General features: G+C 67.2%; 16 protein-coding genes and 2 pseudogenes. 12 read left to right on the forward strand and 6 right to left on the reverse strand.

Annotated elements, in window-relative coordinates:
- The 4 genes and pseudogenes from ACCC94_RS18015 to ACCC94_RS18030 form a co-directional block, all read right to left on the reverse strand.
- Nucleotides 1-176 (reverse strand): annotated as a pseudogene (locus ACCC94_RS18015) (hypothetical protein); the annotation flags it as partial.
- 13 nt (nucleotides 177-189) lie between these two features.
- Complete coding sequence (locus ACCC94_RS18020) at nucleotides 190-600, reverse strand: translation initiation factor 2 (IF-2, GTPase) (protein ID WP_413350856.1); 411 nt, start codon at nucleotides 598-600, stop codon at nucleotides 190-192.
- Nucleotides 601-707: 107 nt separating this feature from the next.
- Nucleotides 708-1,007, reverse strand: a complete 300-nt coding sequence (locus ACCC94_RS18025; protein ID WP_037011035.1) for a YciI family protein — start codon at nucleotides 1,005-1,007, stop codon at nucleotides 708-710.
- Between the two features lies 1 nt (nucleotide 1,008).
- Complete coding sequence (locus ACCC94_RS18030) at nucleotides 1,009-1,602, reverse strand: septation protein A (protein ID WP_413350857.1); 594 nt, start codon at nucleotides 1,600-1,602, stop codon at nucleotides 1,009-1,011.
- A gap of 169 nt (nucleotides 1,603-1,771) precedes the next feature.
- On the opposite strand from ACCC94_RS18030, the gene ACCC94_RS18035 reads away from it, so the two are divergent.
- From ACCC94_RS18035 to bglX, 6 genes and pseudogenes are all read left to right on the forward strand, one after another.
- Nucleotides 1,772-2,647 (forward strand): PHP domain-containing protein, encoded by an 876-nt coding sequence (locus ACCC94_RS18035; RefSeq protein WP_413350858.1) that lies wholly within the window; start codon nucleotides 1,772-1,774, stop codon nucleotides 2,645-2,647.
- Nucleotides 2,644-3,273 carry an L-threonylcarbamoyladenylate synthase gene (locus ACCC94_RS18040; RefSeq protein ID WP_413350860.1) on the forward strand — a complete coding sequence of 210 codons (630 nt, stop codon included), beginning with the start codon at nucleotides 2,644-2,646 and terminating at the stop codon, nucleotides 3,271-3,273. The genes ACCC94_RS18035 and ACCC94_RS18040 overlap by 4 nt, the downstream gene beginning before the upstream one ends.
- Nucleotides 3,274-3,334: 61 nt before the next feature.
- Nucleotides 3,335-4,549, forward strand: a complete 1,215-nt coding sequence (locus tag ACCC94_RS18045) for a tryptophan--tRNA ligase (RefSeq protein WP_413350861.1) — start codon at nucleotides 3,335-3,337, stop codon at nucleotides 4,547-4,549.
- A 404-nt stretch (nucleotides 4,550-4,953) separates the two neighbouring features.
- A pseudogene (locus ACCC94_RS18050) lies at nucleotides 4,954-5,712 on the forward strand (segregation and condensation protein A); the annotation flags it as partial.
- 212 nt (nucleotides 5,713-5,924) lie between these two features.
- Entirely contained in the window at nucleotides 5,925-6,971 is a 1,047-nt protein-coding gene (gene scpB / locus ACCC94_RS18055) for an SMC-Scp complex subunit ScpB (RefSeq protein ID WP_413350862.1), read from the forward strand.
- A gap of 217 nt (nucleotides 6,972-7,188) precedes the next feature.
- On the forward strand, nucleotides 7,189-9,486 hold the full coding sequence (gene bglX, locus ACCC94_RS18060; RefSeq protein ID WP_413350873.1) for a beta-glucosidase BglX: 2,298 nt from the start codon (nucleotides 7,189-7,191) through the stop codon (nucleotides 9,484-9,486).
- A gap of 60 nt (nucleotides 9,487-9,546) precedes the next feature.
- Here the strand turns inward: bglX and ACCC94_RS18065 are convergent, their stop codons facing one another.
- A complete protein-coding gene (locus ACCC94_RS18065; protein ID WP_413350863.1) occupies nucleotides 9,547-10,326 on the reverse strand; it encodes a hypothetical protein in 780 nt (259 codons plus the stop codon).
- 152 nt (nucleotides 10,327-10,478) lie between these two features.
- On the opposite strand from ACCC94_RS18065, the gene ACCC94_RS18070 reads away from it, so the two are divergent.
- Complete coding sequence (locus ACCC94_RS18070) at nucleotides 10,479-10,661, forward strand: DUF1289 domain-containing protein (protein ID WP_413350865.1); 183 nt, start codon at nucleotides 10,479-10,481, stop codon at nucleotides 10,659-10,661.
- Between the two features lie 568 nt (nucleotides 10,662-11,229).
- Here the strand turns inward: ACCC94_RS18070 and gap are convergent.
- A complete protein-coding gene (gap, locus tag ACCC94_RS18075) occupies nucleotides 11,230-12,234 on the reverse strand; it encodes a type I glyceraldehyde-3-phosphate dehydrogenase (RefSeq protein ID WP_413350866.1) in 1,005 nt (334 codons plus the stop codon).
- Nucleotides 12,235-12,362: 128 nt separating this feature from the next.
- On the opposite strand from gap, the gene edd reads away from it, so the two are divergent.
- The 5 genes from edd to ACCC94_RS18100 all read left to right on the forward strand — a co-directional run bounded on the left by edd (nucleotide 12,363) and on the right by ACCC94_RS18100 (nucleotide 18,150).
- Nucleotides 12,363-14,189 carry a phosphogluconate dehydratase gene (edd, locus tag ACCC94_RS18080; RefSeq protein WP_413350867.1) on the forward strand — a complete coding sequence of 609 codons (1,827 nt, stop codon included), beginning with the start codon at nucleotides 12,363-12,365 and terminating at the stop codon, nucleotides 14,187-14,189.
- Between the two features lie 122 nt (nucleotides 14,190-14,311).
- Nucleotides 14,312-15,310 carry a glucokinase gene (locus tag ACCC94_RS18085; protein ID WP_413350868.1) on the forward strand — a complete coding sequence of 333 codons (999 nt, stop codon included), beginning with the start codon at nucleotides 14,312-14,314 and terminating at the stop codon, nucleotides 15,308-15,310.
- Nucleotides 15,311-15,346: 36 nt separating this feature from the next.
- The gene (locus tag ACCC94_RS18090) at nucleotides 15,347-16,090 is read left to right on the forward strand and encodes a response regulator (RefSeq protein ID WP_413350869.1); all 744 of its coding nucleotides are present in this window, start codon (nucleotides 15,347-15,349) and stop codon (nucleotides 16,088-16,090) included.
- Nucleotides 16,083-17,531, forward strand: a complete 1,449-nt coding sequence (locus tag ACCC94_RS18095; RefSeq protein WP_413350870.1) for an ATP-binding protein — start codon at nucleotides 16,083-16,085, stop codon at nucleotides 17,529-17,531. The genes ACCC94_RS18090 and ACCC94_RS18095 overlap by 8 nt, the downstream gene beginning before the upstream one ends.
- A gap of 253 nt (nucleotides 17,532-17,784) precedes the next feature.
- Nucleotides 17,785-18,150 (forward strand): endonuclease domain-containing protein, encoded by a 366-nt coding sequence (locus ACCC94_RS18100; protein ID WP_413350872.1) that lies wholly within the window; start codon nucleotides 17,785-17,787, stop codon nucleotides 18,148-18,150.
- Nucleotides 18,151-18,299 lie beyond the last annotated feature (149 nt).

Genomic DNA, 18,299 nt, shown 5'->3' on the forward strand with positions numbered 1-18,299 from the left:
TCGGCCTGGAACTGGGCGCCGACGACTACCTGGCCAAGCCCTGCGATCCGCGCGAACTCACCGCCGGCCTGCGCGCCATCGTGGGCGGCGCGGATGCTGAAGCCTTCCTGGGTCAGCCAGGTGGTCAGCAGTTCGCAGAGTTCGACGTCGTCGTCGATCAGCAGCAGTTCACTCATGAAAAGGCTTCTTTCAGTTGATCCATTCGCGGCGCGAGCGGCGTCGGCCACGGCTCAGCATGCCCAGGATGAAGGCCAGCAGGGCGGTGCCGGCACCGGTCACGTACCAGGTCTGCTGCTCGGTGAGCAGGCGCGGCGGCTGGTTGGCCTGGGCCTCGCGCAGTTGCAGCTTCAGGCGCTGGTTTTCCTGGGTCAGGCGGGCGATCCGTGCTTCATCCTGGCTGTTGTCCGGGTTGGCGAGTTGCGCAGCCAGGTCGGCCCGTTGCCGTTCGCTGTCGGCCAGGCGTTGCTCCAGTTGCGGATTGGCGGCCGGCGGTTGAGCCGTTTCTTGGACAGCGGTTTGCGCCGGTTGCTCCGTGACGGGCTCTTCGGCGAGGGCGGGCAGTGGCAGGGCGAGGCAGGCGAGCAGGGGCAAACGGCGCATCGGGACTCCTTGTTCGATGATGTGCCGCCGTCCATGGCCATCCCGGCGCTGTCCGGCTGCGGTGCCCCGTGGCGCTCCGTGCCGCGGGGGGCAACGCTCGTGCGCTGTTAGGGCAGGACTTTCTTGAACGGCTTGACCACGACCTCGGCATAGACGCCGGCGGCGCGGTACGGGTCGGCGTCGGCCCAGGCCTGGGCGGCGGCCAGGGAGTCGAACTCGGCGACGATCAGGCTGCCGGTGAAGCCGGCGGCGCCCGGGTCGTTGCTGTCGATGGCCGGGTGCGGGCCGGCCAGCACGAGGCGGCCTTCTTCCTTCAGCTGCTCCAGGCGAGCGATGTGCGCGGGACGGGCGGCCAGGCGGCGTTCTTGGGAAGCGGTGATATCACGGGCAATGATCGCGTAGAGCATGTCAGTCCTTGGGTTTTTCGCCGGTAGGTTCATCGTGCATGTGGCGGGCCAGGAACACGCCCTGGCCGATCAGGAACAGCAGGGTCATGCCCAGGCTGCCGAACACCTTGAAGTCCACCCAGTAGCTCTGGAAGGTGAAGGCGACGAACAGCTGGACACAGCCGCAGATCAGGAAGAACAGCACCCAGGCGATGTTCAGCTTCGCCCAGAGGGAATCGGAGAGGTGTACCGCGTGGCCCATGATGCGCTGGATCAGCGGTTGGCCGCCGATGAAGTGACTGCCGGCGAAGGCCAGGGCGAACAGCCAGTTCACCACCGGCGCCTTCCACTTGAGGAAGGTTTCGCTGTGGAAGGCCAGGGTCATGCCGCCGAACACCAGGCAGGCGGCGAGCGTCACCCACTGGCCCTTGTCGAGCTTGCGCTGCTTGATCAGCAGGGCGCCGTAGACCACCACGGAAGCGGCGATCAGCACGGCCGTGGCGCTGTAGATCCCCCCGACCGAGAAGCTCTGGCCGGCGAGTTCGACGTTGCGCGGGTCGAGCTTGTAGACGATGAAGAAGAGGATGAGGGGAATGAAATCGATGAATTGCTTCATTACGGCAGCCAGAGCCCAGTAGAGCCGGCATAATACCAAGCTGCGGATGAACTGAAAGGGCCATCCGCCCAACGCTGTGCCAGATCATGGTTTCAAGCGATTGCCGTGATCGCGCTGGCAGCAAAGCGTCTATACAGAAAGTTATCCCTTCGCCCCTCCTGGAAGCCGCATGCGAGTCGACCTGCACTGCCATAGCACCGCCTCCGACGGACAGCTGAGCCCGACAGCCCTGGTCGAGCGTGCCCACGGGCGCGGCGTGCGCGTGCTGGCGCTGACCGACCACGACACCCTCGACGGCCTGCCCGAGGCGCGCGCCGCCGCGCAGGCGCTGGGCATGGAACTGGTAGACGGCGTCGAAGTGTCCTGCACCTGGGGCGGGGCGACCATCCACGTGCTGGGCTATGGCTTCGATGTGGCCGCCGAGCCGCTGGTCAAGGCGCTGGGCGACCTGCACCGCGCCCGCTGGACCCGCGCCGAGGAGATCGGCCGGCGCCTGGAGGCCAAGGGCATGCCCGGTGCCTTCGAGGGCGCGCGGGCGATCCAGGCCGAGCTGGGCGACAGCGAGAACGCGCCGGCGCGGCCGCACTTCGCCGAGTTCCTGCTGCGCCAGGGCCATGTCAAGGACCGCGCCGAAGCCTTCCGCAAATGGCTGGGCGCCGGCAAGCTCGGCGACGTCAAGCAGCACTGGCCGAGCCTCGCCGAGGCCGTCGGCACGCTGCGCGCGGCGGGCGCCTGGATCAGCCTGGCGCACCCCTACCAGTACGATTTCACCCGCACCAAACGGCGCAAGCTGGTGGCCGACTTCATCGCCGCCGGCGGCCATGCGCTGGAAGTCTGCAACGGCCCGCAACCGGCCGAACAGGTTGGCGTGCTGAGCATCCTCGCCCGCGAATTCGGCCTGATGGTCACCGCCGGCAGCGACTTCCACGGCCCCAGCGACTGGTCGGAGCTGGGCCTTTACCGCAGCGTGCCGGAAGACCTGCCGCCGCTCTGGCCGCGCTTTGCCAGCGCCGAGAACGCCATCGGGATCAAGGAGACTCCATGAGCCAGTTCTTTCAGATCCATCCGGAAAATCCCCAGCCGCGCCTGATCAAGCAGGCGGTGGAGATCGTCCGCCAGGGTGGGGTGATCGCCTATCCCACCGACTCCTCCTACGCCCTGGGTTGCCGCATCGGCGAGAAGTCCGCGGTGGAGCGTATCCGCCACATCCGCCGGCTGGACGACAAGCACAACTTCACCCTGGTCTGCCGCGACCTCTCCGAACTCGGCCTCTACGCCAAGGTCGACACCGGCCTGTTCCGCCTGCTCAAGGCGCACACGCCCGGGCCCTACACCTTCATCCTCAACGCCACCCGCGAAGTGCCGCGCATGCTGCTGCACCCCAAGCGCCGCACCATCGGCCTGCGCGTGCCGGCCTGCCCGATCGCCCTGGCGCTGCTGGAGGAACTGGGTGAGCCGCTGATGAGCGTCAGCCTGATCCTGCCTGGCGAGAGCGAACCGCTGAACGATCCGTACGAGATGCGCGACTCGCTGGAGCACCTGGTCGACCTGATCATCGACGGCGGCTTCGGCGGCGGCGAGGCTTCCACCGTGATCGCCCTGACCGACGAAGACCCGGTGGTGGTGCGCGTCGGCTGCGGCGACCCGGAACCCTTCATGGTCAACGCCTGAACAGGCCCGGCGCGCTGGCTATACTCCCTCGTTCCATCGCCGAACCCGCGAGGTTGACCGCTTGACCAGCGTCGAATCCCTGCGCCGTGTGCTGTCCGGCATGCGTCCTACCGGGCGCCTGCATCTGGGGCATTACCACGGTGTGTTGCAGAACTGGGTGAAACTGCAGCACGAGTACGAATGCTACTTCTCCATCGTCGACTGGCACGCCCTGACCACCGAGTACGACGAGACCGCCGGCATCCGCCAGCACGTGCGCGACATGGCCATCGACTGGCTGGCGGTGGGTGTCAGCCCCAGCGCCGCGACGATGTTCATCCAGTCCCAGGTGCCCGAGCACGCCGAGCTGAACCTGCTGCTGTCGATGATCTGCCCGCTGTCGTGGCTGGAGCGCGTGCCGACCTACAAGGAGCTGCAGGAAAAAATGGTCCACAAGGACCTGTCCACCTTCGGCTTCCTCGGCTACCCGCTGTTGCAGGCCGCAGACATCCTGATCTATCGCGCGGGGCTGGTACCGGTGGGCTCGGACCAGTTCCCCCACGTCGAATTCACCCGCGAGATCGCCCGCCGCTTCAACCACCTGTACGGCGGCGAGGTGGATTTCGAGGACCGCGCGCAGACCGCCATCGCCCGCCTGGGCAAGAAGACCGGCAAGCTCTACAGCAATCTGCGCCGCGCCTGGCAGGAACAGGGCGACGCCCAGGCGCTGGAAACCGCCCGCGCGCTGCTCATGGAGCAGCAGAGCCTGACCCTGGGCGACCGCGACCGCCTGTTCGGCTACCTCGAAGGCAGCAGCCGGATGCTGCTGCCCGAGCCGCAGACCCTGACCAGCCACGCGCCGAGGATGCCGGGGCTGGATGGGCAGAAGATGTCCAAGTCGCACCACAACACCATTGCCTTGCGCGACAGTCCGGCGCAGATCGAGGAGAAGATCGCGCGCATGCCCACGGACCCTGCGCGCGTGCACCGCCGCGATCCGGGCGAGCCGGAGCGTTGCCCGGTGTGGCAGTGGCACCTGATCTACTCCGACGACGGCTGCCGCCAGTGGGTGCAGGAAGGCTGCCGCAGCGCCGGGATCGGCTGCCTGGACTGCAAGCGGCCGGTGATCGAGGCGATCCTCCACGAACTGGCGCCGATCCAGGAGCGGGCGCTGGACTACGAGGACAACCCCGAGCTGGTGCGCAGCATCCTCGCCGAAGGCGCCGAGCGCGCCCGCGAGGCCGCGCGGGAGACGCTGGTGGAGGTGCGGCATGCCATGGGGTTGTCGTACCGCTAGTTTCTTTTCGTAGGAGCGGACCTTGTCCGCGAAATCCTGCGCGGCGGGTTCTATGCCGACAGGTAACACCTGAATAGCGCGCCAGCACAGGCCTTGGTTTTCCTGCTCTCAACGCGGGGCTGGCGCCGAGAATTCGCGGACAAGGTCCGCTCCTACGAAGTGCGCTCCGGCCTGAAGCTGTGACACCGCCCATCCCTTGAGCCAAAAGCCCCTCGCGCCGCCGGCAAAAGCAGGGATAATGCCGCCTTCGAACCCCAGCGCCTGACGAGTGGCCGATGAGTGACCTGACCGAGCCGGAAGCCCCCGCCGCCGCCCCTGAATACCAGGTGCCGGTGCAGCTGGCGCTCGTCTATGGCGAGGCGCTGACGGAGATGCCGCAGGACCTGTACATCCCGCCGGACGCCCTGGAGGTCTTCCTCGAAGCCTTCGAAGGCCCGCTCGACCTGCTGCTCTACCTGATCCGCAAGCAGAACATCAACATCCTCGACATCCCCGTGGCGGAGATCACCCGCCAGTACATGGGCTACGTCGAGCTGATGAAGTCGGTGCGCCTGGAGCTGGCCGCCGAGTACCTGGTGATGGCCGCCATGCTCGCCGAGATCAAGTCGCGCATGCTGCTGCCGCGCTCGGCCGAGGCCGAGGAAGAAGAGGAAGACCCGCGCGCCGAGCTGATCCGCCGCCTGCAGGAGTACGAACGTTTCAAGAAGGCCGCCGAGGACCTCGACGAACTGCCGCGACTGGGCCGCGACTACGTGGTGCCCACCGTCGCCGCGCCGGCTGCGCGGGCGCGCCGGCTGCTGCCGGAAGTGGACATGCAGGAACTGATGCTGTGCATGGCCGACGTACTGCGCCGCGCCGACCTGTTCGAAAGCCACCAGGTCACCCGCGAGATGCTCTCCACCCGCGAGCGCATGAGCGAGATTCTCGAGCGCCTGAAGGGCGAGGGCTTCGTGCCCTTCATCACGCTGTTCCGCGTCGAAGAGGGCAAGCTCGGCGTGGTGGTGACCTTCATGGCGGTGCTGGAACTGGTCAAGGAACAACTGGTGGAGCTGGTGCAGAACGAAGCCTTCGCGCCGATCCACGTCCGCGCCCGCACGGAAGTGCAGGAAGGCGCCGCACGCTTCGGGGAAACCTCGGAAGAACTGCTGGAAGAGGGCGACGAAGACGTCTTCGAGCCGCGTGACGAGCCGCCGGCCGAGCTGACCTTCGAGGACGGCCATTTCGACGGCCCGGAGGGCGAGACAGCGCTCGACCAGGAACTGAACGGCGACTCGGAAGAAGAGCTGCTCTGATCCGCCGGCGTTGCCCTGGCGCTGCGCTTTGAGTAGCTTTCCCGCCTGAACGGCAAAACCTTCAACCCCGACCCGAGCCCCCGATGAATCTCTCCGACCCGCAAGAACTGGCGACCCTGCTCGAAGGCATCCTCCTGGCTGCCGGCAAGCCCATGTCGCTGGAGCGCCTCGGCGAGCTGTTCGAAGAGGCCGAGCGCCCCGAGCCGCAGCAGTTCCGCGATGCCCTGGCAGTGCTGAGCCTGTCCTGTTCCGGGCGCGCCTTCGAGCTGAAGGAGGTTGCCACCGGCTACCGCCTGCAGGTACGCGAGAAGTTCGCCTCCTGGGTCGGCCGGCTCTGGGAAGAGCGCCCGCAGCGCTATTCCCGTGCGCTGCTGGAGACTCTCGCGCTGATCGCCTACCGCCAGCCGATCACCCGTGGCGAGATCGAGGAAATCCGTGGCGTCGCGGTGAACACCCAGATCGTCAAGACGCTGATGGAGCGCGAGTGGATCCGCATCGTCGGCTACCGCGAAGTCCCCGGCCGCCCGGCGATGCTCGCCACCACCCGCACCTTCCTCGACTACTTCAACCTGAAAAGCCTGGAAGACCTGCCGCCGCTGGCCGAGCTGAAACTGATGGAGCCCGAGCCGCAGCCAATCCTCGAGGATATGGCGCCAGTGGCCAGCCTGCCGAGCCCCGAGGAATACGACGAGGACTACATCCCGCCGTCGCTGCAGGCGCTGGCCGACCAGGCCGTGCGCGATGCCGGCGAGGAGCCGGAACCCGCGCCGCCGGAAGAGCCGAAGGAGGAGACCAGTTTCCGCAGCCTGCTCGCCGAGCTGGACGAGATGGAGCAGGGGCTGAAGACCGACTTCGACGACCTGATCGACCGTCCGCCGAGCGACGACGAGGACACCGGCGTGGATGCCGACTTCAGCGGCGTGCATGCACTGCCGGAGGTCGAGCCGCAGGACGAAGCCCAGGCGTCTGTCCAACCCGAAGCGCAAGGCCAGCCCGAAGCGGAAGCCGAGCCCGCAGCGCCAGCCCCCGCGCCGACCGCGCCCGCCGAAGACGAGTGGGACGAAGAACGCGCCCTGCGCGAAGCCATGCTCGAGGAAATGGAGTTCAACGCGCGCAATCGCGACCATTGAGCCCAGGCTTTGGCGCATCTGCCCGCGGCTTTCCAGCCGTTCGGTGATTGACTTCCGCCTTCGGCGCGACGACCTTATGTGCCGCGTTCGCAAGGCGCTGGCGGCAACACCCGGGGATGCCGCCCGAACAATCGCCCTGACGACGCCTCTTAACCACATTCCACAGTGACCTGGCGCCTCGCGCAGGCTGCTGAGTACCCATATGAAAAGAACTCCAATCAGCCGTATCTGCTGGCTCGGCCTCCTGCTGGGCTTGAGCAGTGCATCGCTTTCCGCCGCCCAGGCGCCCGCCGCCGCACCTGCCGTGCCGCTGGCCGGGCAGTCGAAGGACGCCTTCATCGACAGCCTGATGCAGCGCATGACGCTGGAAGAGAAGATCGGCCAGCTGCGCCTGGTCAGCGTCGGGCCGGACCATCCCAAGCCGGTACTGCTGAACGAGATCGCCGCGGGCACCACCGGCGCGGTGTTCAACACCGTCGTCCGTCCGGGCATCCGCGACCTGCAGGACGCGGCCATGAAGAGCCGCCTGAAGATCCCGCTGTTCTTCGCCTATGACGTGGTCCACGGCCACCGCACCGTGTTCCCCATCGGCCTGGGCCTGGCGGCGAGCTGGGACCTGGCCGCCATCGAGCGCAGCGCCCGCGTCTCGGCCATCGAGGCCAGCGCCGACGGCCTCAACCTGACTTATTCGCCCACCGTCGACATCGCCCGCGATCCGCGCTGGGGCCGTGTCTCCGAAGGCTTCGGCGAAGACGCCTGGCTGACCAGCAAGGTCGCCGCCGCGGTGGTCAAGGGCTACCAGGGCAAGGGCCTGAACCAGCCGGAAACCATCATGGCCGGGGTCAAGCACTTTGCCCTGTACGGCGCCGGCGAAGGCGGCCGCGACTACAACACCGTGGACATGAGCCCGCAGCGCATGTTCCAGGACTACCTGCCACCGTACCGCGCGGCCATCGACGCCGGCGCCGGCGCGGTGATGGTCTCGCTGAACAGCATCAACGGCGTGCCGGCCACCGCCAACAAGTGGCTGCTGCAGGACCTGCTGCGCGGCCAGTGGGGCTACAAGGGCCTGACCCTGAGCGACCACGGCGCAGTGCTGGAGCTGATCAAGCACGGCGTGGCGGCCACCGAGCGCGACGCCACCCAGGCGGCGATCAACGCCGGCGTCGAAATGAACATGAACGACGACCTCTACGGCAAGCACATGCCCGAGCTGCTCAAGGCCGGGCTGATCAGCCAGGCCGAGATCGACCGTGCCTGCCGCGACGTGCTCGCCGCCAAGTGGGACATGGGCCTGTTCCAGGACCCGTACCGTTACCTGCAGGGCAAGGACCCGGTCGACACCGACGCCGAGGAACGCCTGCACCGCGCCGATGCGCGCGAGATCGCGCGCAAGGGCATGGTCCTGCTGAAGAACGAAGGCGGCGTGCTGCCGCTCAAGCGTGACGGCGTGATCGCCTTGATCGGCCCGCTGGCCGACAGCAAGCGCGACGTGATGGGCAGTTGGTCCGCTGCCGGCAAGGCCTTCCAGGCCGTGACCGTGCTCGAAGGCATGGGCGCCGCCACCCGTGGCCATGCCGCGCTGCTCTACGCCAAGGGCGCCAACGTCACCGACGATCCGGAGATCGTCAAATACCTCAACGAATACAGCGAGGACGTCAAGGTCGACCCGCGCAGCCCGCAAGCCATGATCGACGAGGCCGTCGAGAAGGCGAAGCAGGCCGACGTGGTGGTGGCCGTGGTCGGCGAATCCCAGGGCATGGCCCACGAGGCGTCGAGCAAGACCAACCTGCACATCGCGCAGAGCCAGGTCGAGCTGCTCAAGGCCCTCAAGGCCACCGGCAAGCCGCTGGTGCTGGTGCTGATGAACGGCCGGCCGATGGACCTGCGCTGGGAAAGCGCCAACGCCGACGCCGTGCTGGAAACCTGGTTCAGCGGCACCGAGGGCGGCAACGCCATCGCCGACGTGCTGTTCGGCGACTACAACCCGTCGGGCAAGCTGACCATGACCTTCCCGCGCTCGGTGGGCCAGGTGCCGATCTACTACAACCACCTGAACACCGGCCGCCCGTTCGACCACGAGCACCCGAACAAGTACACCTCGCGCTACTTCGACTCGCAGAACGGCCCGCTGTACCCCTTCGGCTTCGGCCTGAGCTACACCGAGTTCAGCGTCTCGGAGGTGAAGATGTCCGGCAGCAGGCTGAAGAAGGGTGACCAGCTCACCGCCAGCGTGACCGTGAAGAACACCGGCAAGGTCGCCGGCGAAACCACCGTGCAGCTCTACCTGCGCGACGTCGCCGCGTCCATCAGCCGCCCGGTCAAGGAGCTCAAGGGCTTCAGCAAGATCCTGCTGCAGCCGGGCGAGTCGAAGGTGGTGCAGTTCCCGATCCGCGAGGAAGACCTGCGCTTCTACGACAGCCAGCTGCGCTACGCCTCGGAGCCGGGCGAGTTCAAGGTCTACGTCGGTCTGGATTCGGACAACGTGAAGGAGCAGAGCTTCACGCTGCTCTAAGCGTCACTCGCTGCTGTACACGAAAACGCCACGGCTGATCCAGCCGTGGCGTTTTTGCTTTCAGGCGGCGTTGGCGGCCTTGCGCGAGCGCAGCCCGATCAGCCAGCGCACTATGCCTTGCACCAGTACCGCGAGCAGCGCCGCCTCGGCGAAGCTCGGCAAGGTTTCGCTGTCTGGCAGGCGCAACGCCAGCCACAGGCAGAACGCCGCGAAGGCCGGGCGACCGCTGACCATGCCGCGCAGCAGGGCGATGACGAAGCCCGCGCCATGCAGCCGCTGCGACGACACGCAGAGCACGATGGAGAGCAGCGGAAACACCGCCAGCAGGCCGCTCCAGCTCGGCCCGGCCCAGCCGGCGAGGGCGGTGACGGCCAGGGTGAGCAGCGCACCGGCGAGCATGCGCAGGCCCAGCTCCAGGCGACTCAATGCGGCGCCAGAGACGGGCAGTTCGGCGCGAGGCATGAACAGCTGGCTGGTCAGCGCGCCCAGCGCCGCGACGGCAAGTGCCCAGACAGGCAAGGCGGGGAGCTGTGTCAGCCCCCAGGCGGCCAGCAGCCAGGCGAGCATCGCGCCGCTCAGCGCCAGCGGCCAGGCGTGCTGCCGGCACAGCCAGGCATAGGTGAAGTTGAAGGCTTCGGCCGCGAAGATCGCCGCCAGCGCCAGCAGTGCGGCCCGGGAGCCGAAGTCATGGCCGTGCTCCACGGTGATCAGGTAGAGGATCGGCCCCGCGATGGCGGGCAGGGCGGCGAGACAGCCGGCAACGGTCGGCCCCCACCAGCGCCCGGAGAGGGACACCAGCAGCAGGAACAGCGGAACCAGGGTGAGCTTGAGGGCGAGCATGGGCGAGGCCGGAAGGCGTGGAGGGCGGATTCTAGCGCTTCGATTGCCTGGGTCGATGGCGCCGATGGGGAAATCGAGTTGGACCTTGGCGCCGCGCGGGTGTCCATTGTGCAGGCCCACTGACGTTCATCCACCCCGTCCAGAGGAAGTCCGTGAAGAGTCCGTGCATCAAGATTTGCGAGTTCGAAGAAGGCATCTGCCTGGGCTGCGGCCGCAGCCGTGAGGAGATAAAGGCTTGGAAGCGCGCCGACCACCTGGGCCAGGAGGCGATCCGGGCCGAGGCGGATATGCGCCTGCTGGTGCTTCAGGCGCAGGGGAAAAGGCTGTATCGCTGAGTCGTGTTTGCCGGTAATGCGTGCCAGGGCTTCCCTCTCCCAGCCCTGGCTACGCGCCCCGCTCCGAAGGGAGAGGGAGCCGTCCGTGCCGGCTGACACCATCGTTTTTCCCTGCACCGGACGGTCCCCTCTCCCTCTGGGAGAGGGTGAGGGCAGCGGAAAGTGAATGCCATAGTTCCAGCGAACACTCCAGCCGTAGGGCGAACAATCCGGAACGGGTTATCCGCCGCACCTTATACGGCGGATAACGCTGTCGCGTTATGCGCCCTACAGAGCTTGATCGTAGCAAGCTGAAAACCAGGGCATCCGCCGGCACGTACTGCCCCCTCTCCCTTCAGGGAGAGGGCTGGGGAGAGGGTGGTCCACGGCGAATGCAGGAGTTACATCCGTAGGGCGAATAACCCGGAACGGGTTATCCGCCGCACCTGTCCCGGCGGATGACTCTATCGCGTTATGCGCCCTACGGAGCTGAATGACATGTCGGCGTGGTGGCCGTTCGCGAGCAAGCTCGCTCCTACAGGTGCAGCGTACGCGCTCTTCGTAGGAGCGAGCTTGCTCGCGAACCCCTTCACCCTCGTGCTGCGGCCATCGCCCGCGCCGTATCCAGCATGCGGTTGGAGAACCCCCATTCGTTGTCGTACCAGGCCATCACCTTCACCAGCCGGCCGTTCGCCCGCGTGTGGCTGGCGTCGAAGATGGCGGAGCGCGGGTCGTGGTTGAAGTCCACCGACACCAGCGGCTGGCGGTTGAAGCCGAGGATCGCCGAGCCTTCGCTGGCGCGCTCCAGCAGCGCATTGACCTCCTGTGCGCTGGTCTCGCGGGCGACCTGCACCGTGAGGTCCACCAGCGACACGTTGATCACCGGCACCCGCACGGCCAGGCCAGTCAGCTTGCCGGCCAGTTCCGGCAGCACCAGGCCCACCGCCTCGGCGGCACCGGTCTTCGTGGGGATCATCGACTGGGTGGCCGAGCGCGCGCGGTACGGGTCGCTGTGGTAGACGTCGGAAAGGTTCTGGTCGTTGGTGTAGGCATGGATGGTGGTCATCAGCCCGTGCTCGATGCCCAGCTCACGGTGCAGCACCTGGGCGACCGGCGCCAGGCAGTTGGTGGTGCAGGAGGCGTTGGAGACGACGCGGTGTTCCGCGCGCAGGATGCCTTCGTTGACGCCGAACACCACCGTGGCGTCCACGTCCTGGCCGGGGGCGGAGATCAGTACCTGGCGCGCGCCGGCCTGCAGGTGCGCCGCGGCCTTGTCGCGGGAGGTGAAGAGCCCGGTGCACTCGAGCACGATGTCCACCCCCAGGGCTTGCCAGGGCAACTCGGCCGGATTGCGGATGGCCGTGACGGCGATGCGGTCGCCCTCTACCCTGAGGCTTTCGGCGTCATGCTCGACCTGGCCGGCGAAGCGCCCATGCACGCTGTCGTACTGGAACAGGTGGGCGTTGATCGCGGCGTCGCCCAGGTCATTGATCGCCACCACTTGCAGGTGCTGGCGGTAGGGCCCCGAGTAAAGCGCGCGGAGTACGTTCCGACCGATGCGGCCAAATCCGTTGATTGCCAGGCGTATAGTCATGGAGGTCGTCTCTTTTCTTTTGTTGTGGTAAAAACCATTAAATTTCGCCGTCGACGAAAAGTAAATCCTTAGTAATCGATGATTATGTTGTAAAAACAACAACCGATAGTCTGTAGGAGAATGCTGCCATGCACCCTCGCGTGCTTGAAGTCACCCAGCGCATCCAGGCCCGCAGCGCGGCCACGCGCCAGCGCTACCTCGACCTGGTCAAGGCAGCCGCCACCAAGGGCCCGCACCGCGGCACGCTGCCCTGCGGCAACCTTGCCCACGGCGTCGCGGCTTGTGGTGATTCCGACAAACAGGCGCTGCGGCTGATGAACCAGGCCAACGTCGCCATCGTCTCTGCCTACAACGACATGCTCTCCGCGCACCAGCCGCTGGAACGCTTCCCGGAGCTGATCAAGGACGCCCTGCGGCAGATCGGCTCGGTCGGCCAGTTCGCCGGCGGCGTGCCAGCCATGTGCGACGGCGTGACCCAGGGCGAGCCGGGCATGGAACTGTCCCTGGCCAGCCGCGACGTGATCGCCATGGGCACCGCCATCGCGCTGTCGCACAACATGTTCGACGCCGCGCTGTGCCTGGGCGTGTGCGACAAGATCGTCCCCGGCCTGCTGATCGGCTCGCTGCGCTTCGGCCACCTGCCGGTGGTGTTCGTGCCCGCCGGCCCGATGCCCACCGGCATCTCCAACAAGGAGAAGGCCGCGGTGCGCCAGCTGTTCGCCGAGGGCAAGGCCACCCGCGAGGAGCTGCTGGCCTCGGAGATGGCCTCCTACCACGCGCCGGGCACCTGCACCTTCTACGGCACCGCCAACACCAACCAGTTGCTGGTGGAAGTGATGGGCCTGCACCTGCCGGGCGCCTCCTTCGTCAACCCGAACACCCCGCTGCGCGACGAGCTGACCCGCGAAGCCGCCCGCCAGGCCGCGCGCCTGACGCCGGAGAACGGCCAGTTCGTGCCCATGGCGGAGATCGTCGACGAGAAGGCCATGGTCAACTCGGTGGTGGCGCTGCTGGCCACCGGCGGCTCGACCAACCACACCCTGCACCTGCTGGCCATCGCCCAGGCGGCGGGCATCCAGCTGACCTGGCAGGACATGGCGGACCTCTCCGAAGTGGTGCCGACCCTGGCGCGCATCTATCCCAACGGCCAGGCCGACATCAACCACTTCCAGGCGGCGGGCGGCATGTCCTTCCTGATCCGCCAGCTGCTCGACGGCGGCCTGCTGCATGAAGACGTGCAGACCGTGGTCGGCAAAGGGCTGCGCCGCTACCTGCAGGAACCCTTCCTCGACGGCGACAAGCTGGTCTGGCGCGAAGGTCCGGCGGCGAGCCTGGACGAGAACATCCTGCGGCCCATCGACAAGCCGTTCTCCCCCGAAGGCGGCCTGCGCCTGATGGAAGGCAACCTCGGGCGCGGCGTGATGAAGGTGTCCGCCGTGGCGCCCGAACACCAGATAGTCGAGGCCCCGGTGCGCATCTTCCACGACCAGGCCAGCCTGGCCGCCGCCTTCAAGGCCGGCGAGCTGGAGCGCGATCTGGTCGCCGTGGTGCGCTTCCAGGGCCCGCGCGCCAACGGCATGCCGGAGCTGCACAAGCTCACGCCGTTCCTCGGTGTGCTGCAGGACCGCGGCTTCAAGGTGGCGCTGGTCACCGACGGGCGCATGTCGGGCGCTTCCGGCAAGGTGCCGGCGGCGATCCACGTCTCCCCGGAGGCGCTCAACGGCGGCCCGCTGGCCAAGCTGCGCGACGGCGACGTGGTGCGTGTCGACGGCACCACCGGCGAGCTGCGGGTGCTGGTGGATGCGGCGGAGTGGGAAGCCCGTCCCCTGGTGGAAACCCCGGTCATCGATAACCTTGGCATGGGCCGCGAGCTGTTCGCCTTCATGCGCAATGCCTTCAGTTCGGCCGAGCAGGGCGCCTGCAGCTTCACGGCGGAGCTGAACGGTCCAAGCTGACGCGCAAGGCTTCCCGTGCGACGTGGCTGCCTGTCCGTCGCACGGGGCGTTTCCGGCGCTGTCCTATGCTGGCATGATCCCGCGCCGCAACCTTCCAACCCACTTCCAGGCCCGAGCCCGCAATGAACTCCAATAACGCTCAGTCCTCTTCCAACGGTTTCGCCCTGGTGGGCGACATCGGCGGCACCAACGCCCGCTTCGCCCTGTGGCGCGGTGAAGTCCTCGAATCCATCCAGGTCCTGGCCTGCGCCGACTACCCGCGCCCGGAAGACGCCGTGCGCGACTACCTGCAGCGCGTCGGCCAGCCGCTGTCGGCCATCGACAACGTCTGCCTGGCCTGCGCCGGCCCGGTGGGCGCCGGCGACTTCAAGTTCACCAACAACCACTGGGTCATCCAGCGCGACGCCTTCCGCGCCGAGCTGGGCCTGAGCCACCTGCTGCTGGTCAACGACTTCAGCACCATGGCCTGGGCGGCTTCGCGGCTGTCGCAGGAACACCTGGTGCAGGTGCGTCCCGGCAAGGCGCTGGAAGGCCGCGCCAGACTGATCATCGGTCCGGGCACCGGCCTGGGCGTCGGCAGCCTGATGCCGCTGCCGGATGGCGGCTGGGAAGTACTGCCCTGCGAAGGCGGCCACGTCGACCTGCCGGTGACCTCCGAGCGCGACTTCGCCCTCTGGCAACTGCTGCGCGAGAAGTACGGCCACGTCTCGGCCGAGCGCGTGCTCTCCGGTAGCGGCCTGGAAAACCTCTACCGCATGAGCTGCCAGCTCGATGGCGTCGAAGCGAAATGCGCCACCGCCGCCGAGATCGGCGAGCGCGCCATGGCCGGCGATGCCTACGCCGACGCGGTGCTGGAACACTTCTTCGTCTGGCTGGCGCGGGTCGCCGGCAACGCCGTGCTGACCGTCGGCGCGCTGGGCGGCGTGTACATCACCGGCGGCATCGTCCCGCGCTTCCTCGAACGCTTCCAGCGCAGCGGCTTCGCCGAGGCCTTCAGCACCCGTGGCAAGACCAGCGGCCCGTACCTCGACCCGGTGCCGGTGTGGGTGATGACCGCGGAGCATCCGGGCCTGTTCGGCGCCGGCGTGGCCCTGGAACAGGCGCTGCGCAACGAAGGTTGAACCCGCAGGTCGCTCGCAGAACAACAATAAGAAGGGATGTCCGAAGTGAACCAGACCGCCAAGTCCATCCTGCTGGTGGACGACGACCAGGAAATCCGCGAGCTGCTGGAAACCTACCTCAGCCGCGCGGGCTTCCAGGTGCGCAGCGTCGCCGACGGCGAGAGCTTCCGCCGCGCGCTGTGCGACGAGGACGCCGCCCTGGCGATCCTCGATGTGATGCTCCCCGACGAGGATGGCTTCAGCCTGTGCCGCTGGATTCGCTCGCACCAGCGCCACGCCTGCATGCCGGTGATCATGCTCACCGCCAGCTCCGACGAAGCCGACCGCGTGGTGGGCCTGGAACTGGGCGCCGATGATTATCTCGGCAAACCCTTCAGCCCCCGCGAGCTGCTGGCGCGGATCAAGGCGCTGCTGCGCCGCGCGCAGTTCACCCAGGTGCGCGGCGGCGAGGTCATCGCCTTCGACGACTGGCGGCTGGATACCATCAGCCACCGGCTGTTCCACGAGGACGGCGAGGAACATTTCCTCAGCGGCGCGGACTTCGCCCTGCTCAAGCTGTTCCTCGACAACCCCCGGCAGATCCTCGACCGCGACACCATCGCCAGCGCCACCCGTGGCCGCGAGGTGATGCCGCTGGAGCGCATCGTCGACATGGCCGTGTCGCGCCTGCGCCAGCGCCTGCGCGACACCGAAAAGCCCGCGCGGCTGATCCAGACCGTGCGCGGCAGCGGCTACCTGCTGGCCGCCCAGGTCCGTCCGCACCTCGCCAGCCATGAGTGAGCGCCGCCGCTGGGCCCTGGTACCGCGCTCGCTGCTCGGCCGCATGCTGCTGCTCACCCTGCTGGCAGTGCTGATCGCCCAGGGCCTGTCGAGCCTGTTCTGGATTTCCCACCTGCGCAGCAGCCAGCGCGACGGCCTGCTGACCAGCTCGCGCAGCCTGGCCTACTCCATGGCCGCCAGCGTCAGCTACTTCCGCTCGCTGCCCATCGGTTACCGCCCGCTGGTCCTGGACCAGCTGCGCAGCATGGGCGGCACGCGCTTCTTCGTCTCGCTCAACGAACGCCCGCTGGACATGCGCCCCCTGCCGGACACCACCAACAAGCAGGCGGTGATCGACATCGTGCAGGACGTGCTGCGGCAGAAGCTGGGCAAGGACGTCGAACTGCAGGTGGAGTTCGTCAGCCCGGACGACCTGCGGCTGTTCAATGGCGAGCTGAAGCTCGAGGAACTGCCGCGCTCCTGGGCGCACTATGCGCTTACCCTGGAGCCGGTGAACCCGCCGGTGCTGGTCACGCAGATCCGCATCGGCGCCAGCGAATGGCTGTACATCGCCAGCCTGATGCCCGCGCCCTACGTCACCCTGGAGCCCGAAGGCCTGCCGCCGCAGCAGATCATTTCCATCGCCTTCACCAGCCTGCTGCTCTTGCTGTTCACCGGCCTGCTGGTGCACTGGCAGAGCCGTCCGCTCAAACGCCTGGCCCGCGCCGCCCGCGACATCGCCCTGGGCGGCCAGGACCAGCCGCTGGAGGAGAGCGGGGCGAGCGAGCTGGTGGAGGTTTCGCGCGCCTTCAACACCATGCGCGAGCGCATCGACCGCTACGTCAACGAACGCGCCCAGTTGTTCAGCGGCATCTCCCACGACCTGCGCACGCCCATCACCCGCCTGCGCCTGCGGGTGGAATTGCTGGAGGACGAACAGGCGCGGGACAAGTTCAGCCACGACCTCGACGAACTGGAGTTGCTGGTCAAGGGCGCACTGCAATGCGTGAAGGACACCGACATCCACGAGAACGTCGAGCCGGTGGACCTCAACCAGCTGCTGCAATACGTCGCCGGCCCCTACATCGCCGATGGCCGCGTCGAGGTGCTGGGCGCGGCGCTCGAGCCCTATCCGGGCAAGCCGCTGGCGCTCAAGCGCTGCATCGGCAACCTGCTGGACAACGCCCTGAAATACGGCGGGCGTGCCCAGCTGAGCATCGAGGACGATGCCGACGCGGTGGTTCTGCACGTCGACGACCAGGGCCCCGGCGTGCCGGAGCAGCGGTTGGAAAAAGTCTTCGAGCCGCGCTTCCGGTTGTCGGAGCGCGGGCAGGGTTATGGGTTGGGCCTGGGTATTGCGCGCAACATTGCGCATACGCATGGAGGGGAAGTCACTCTGCAGAATCGCCGTGAGGGTGGATTGCGGGTGACGTTGAGGTTGCCGCGGTTGGAGGTGGAGTAGGGCGGTTGGTTTCTCCCGGCCGCTCCGGAGTGCTCGGTTATTGCGCCCCTCTCCCTAACCCTCTCCCTGAAGGGAGAGGGGACTGGATCGGCGCGGCGCATGAGATTAGAGCCCGCTTGATGCCATGGTTGCGTGAAACGCAAGAACCTACAGGTAACTCGGAAGGCTCCCTCTCCCTTCAGGGAGAGGGCTGGGGAGAGGGTGGTGGGCTCGCGCATTAGCCTCCAGGCATACATCTGCCGGAGCCAGCCAGATGACCTCCCACCTCACCCCATTCTCGAAACAACTCCGCACCGACCAGACCGAAGCCGAACGAGCCCTCTGGCACCACCTGCGCGCCCACCGCTTCCTCGGTCTCAAGTTCCGCCGACAGAAAATCATCGGTCCCTACATCATCGATTTCGTTTGTCACGAACGCATGTTGATCATCGAGCTGGATGGTGGGCAGCATCTGGAGTCGTCTGCGGACCAGGAGCGCGATGCGTGGCTCAACAACAAGGGTTTCACGGTGCTTCGATTCTGGAATCATGATGTGCTGTCGAGGATGGATTCGGTGCTGGAGGCTATACGCCTGGTGCTCGATGGGGACGCTTTGCCCTCTCCCCAACCCTCTCCCTGAAGGGAGAGGGGGCCGCTCGGAGTTAGACGAGGCCTCTGCGTCAGCCGGCCCCCGTTGGTAGTTGAAAGCTGCGACCGCATCAGGCGAACTGCACACCTGGCACGGCAGAGGACAACTCCCTCTCCCTTCAGGGAGAGGGAGTTGTCCTC

Source organism: Pseudomonas sp. Pseusp97 (assembly GCF_047304025.1).
Classification (GTDB): Bacteria; Pseudomonadota; Gammaproteobacteria; order Pseudomonadales; family Pseudomonadaceae; genus Pseudomonas.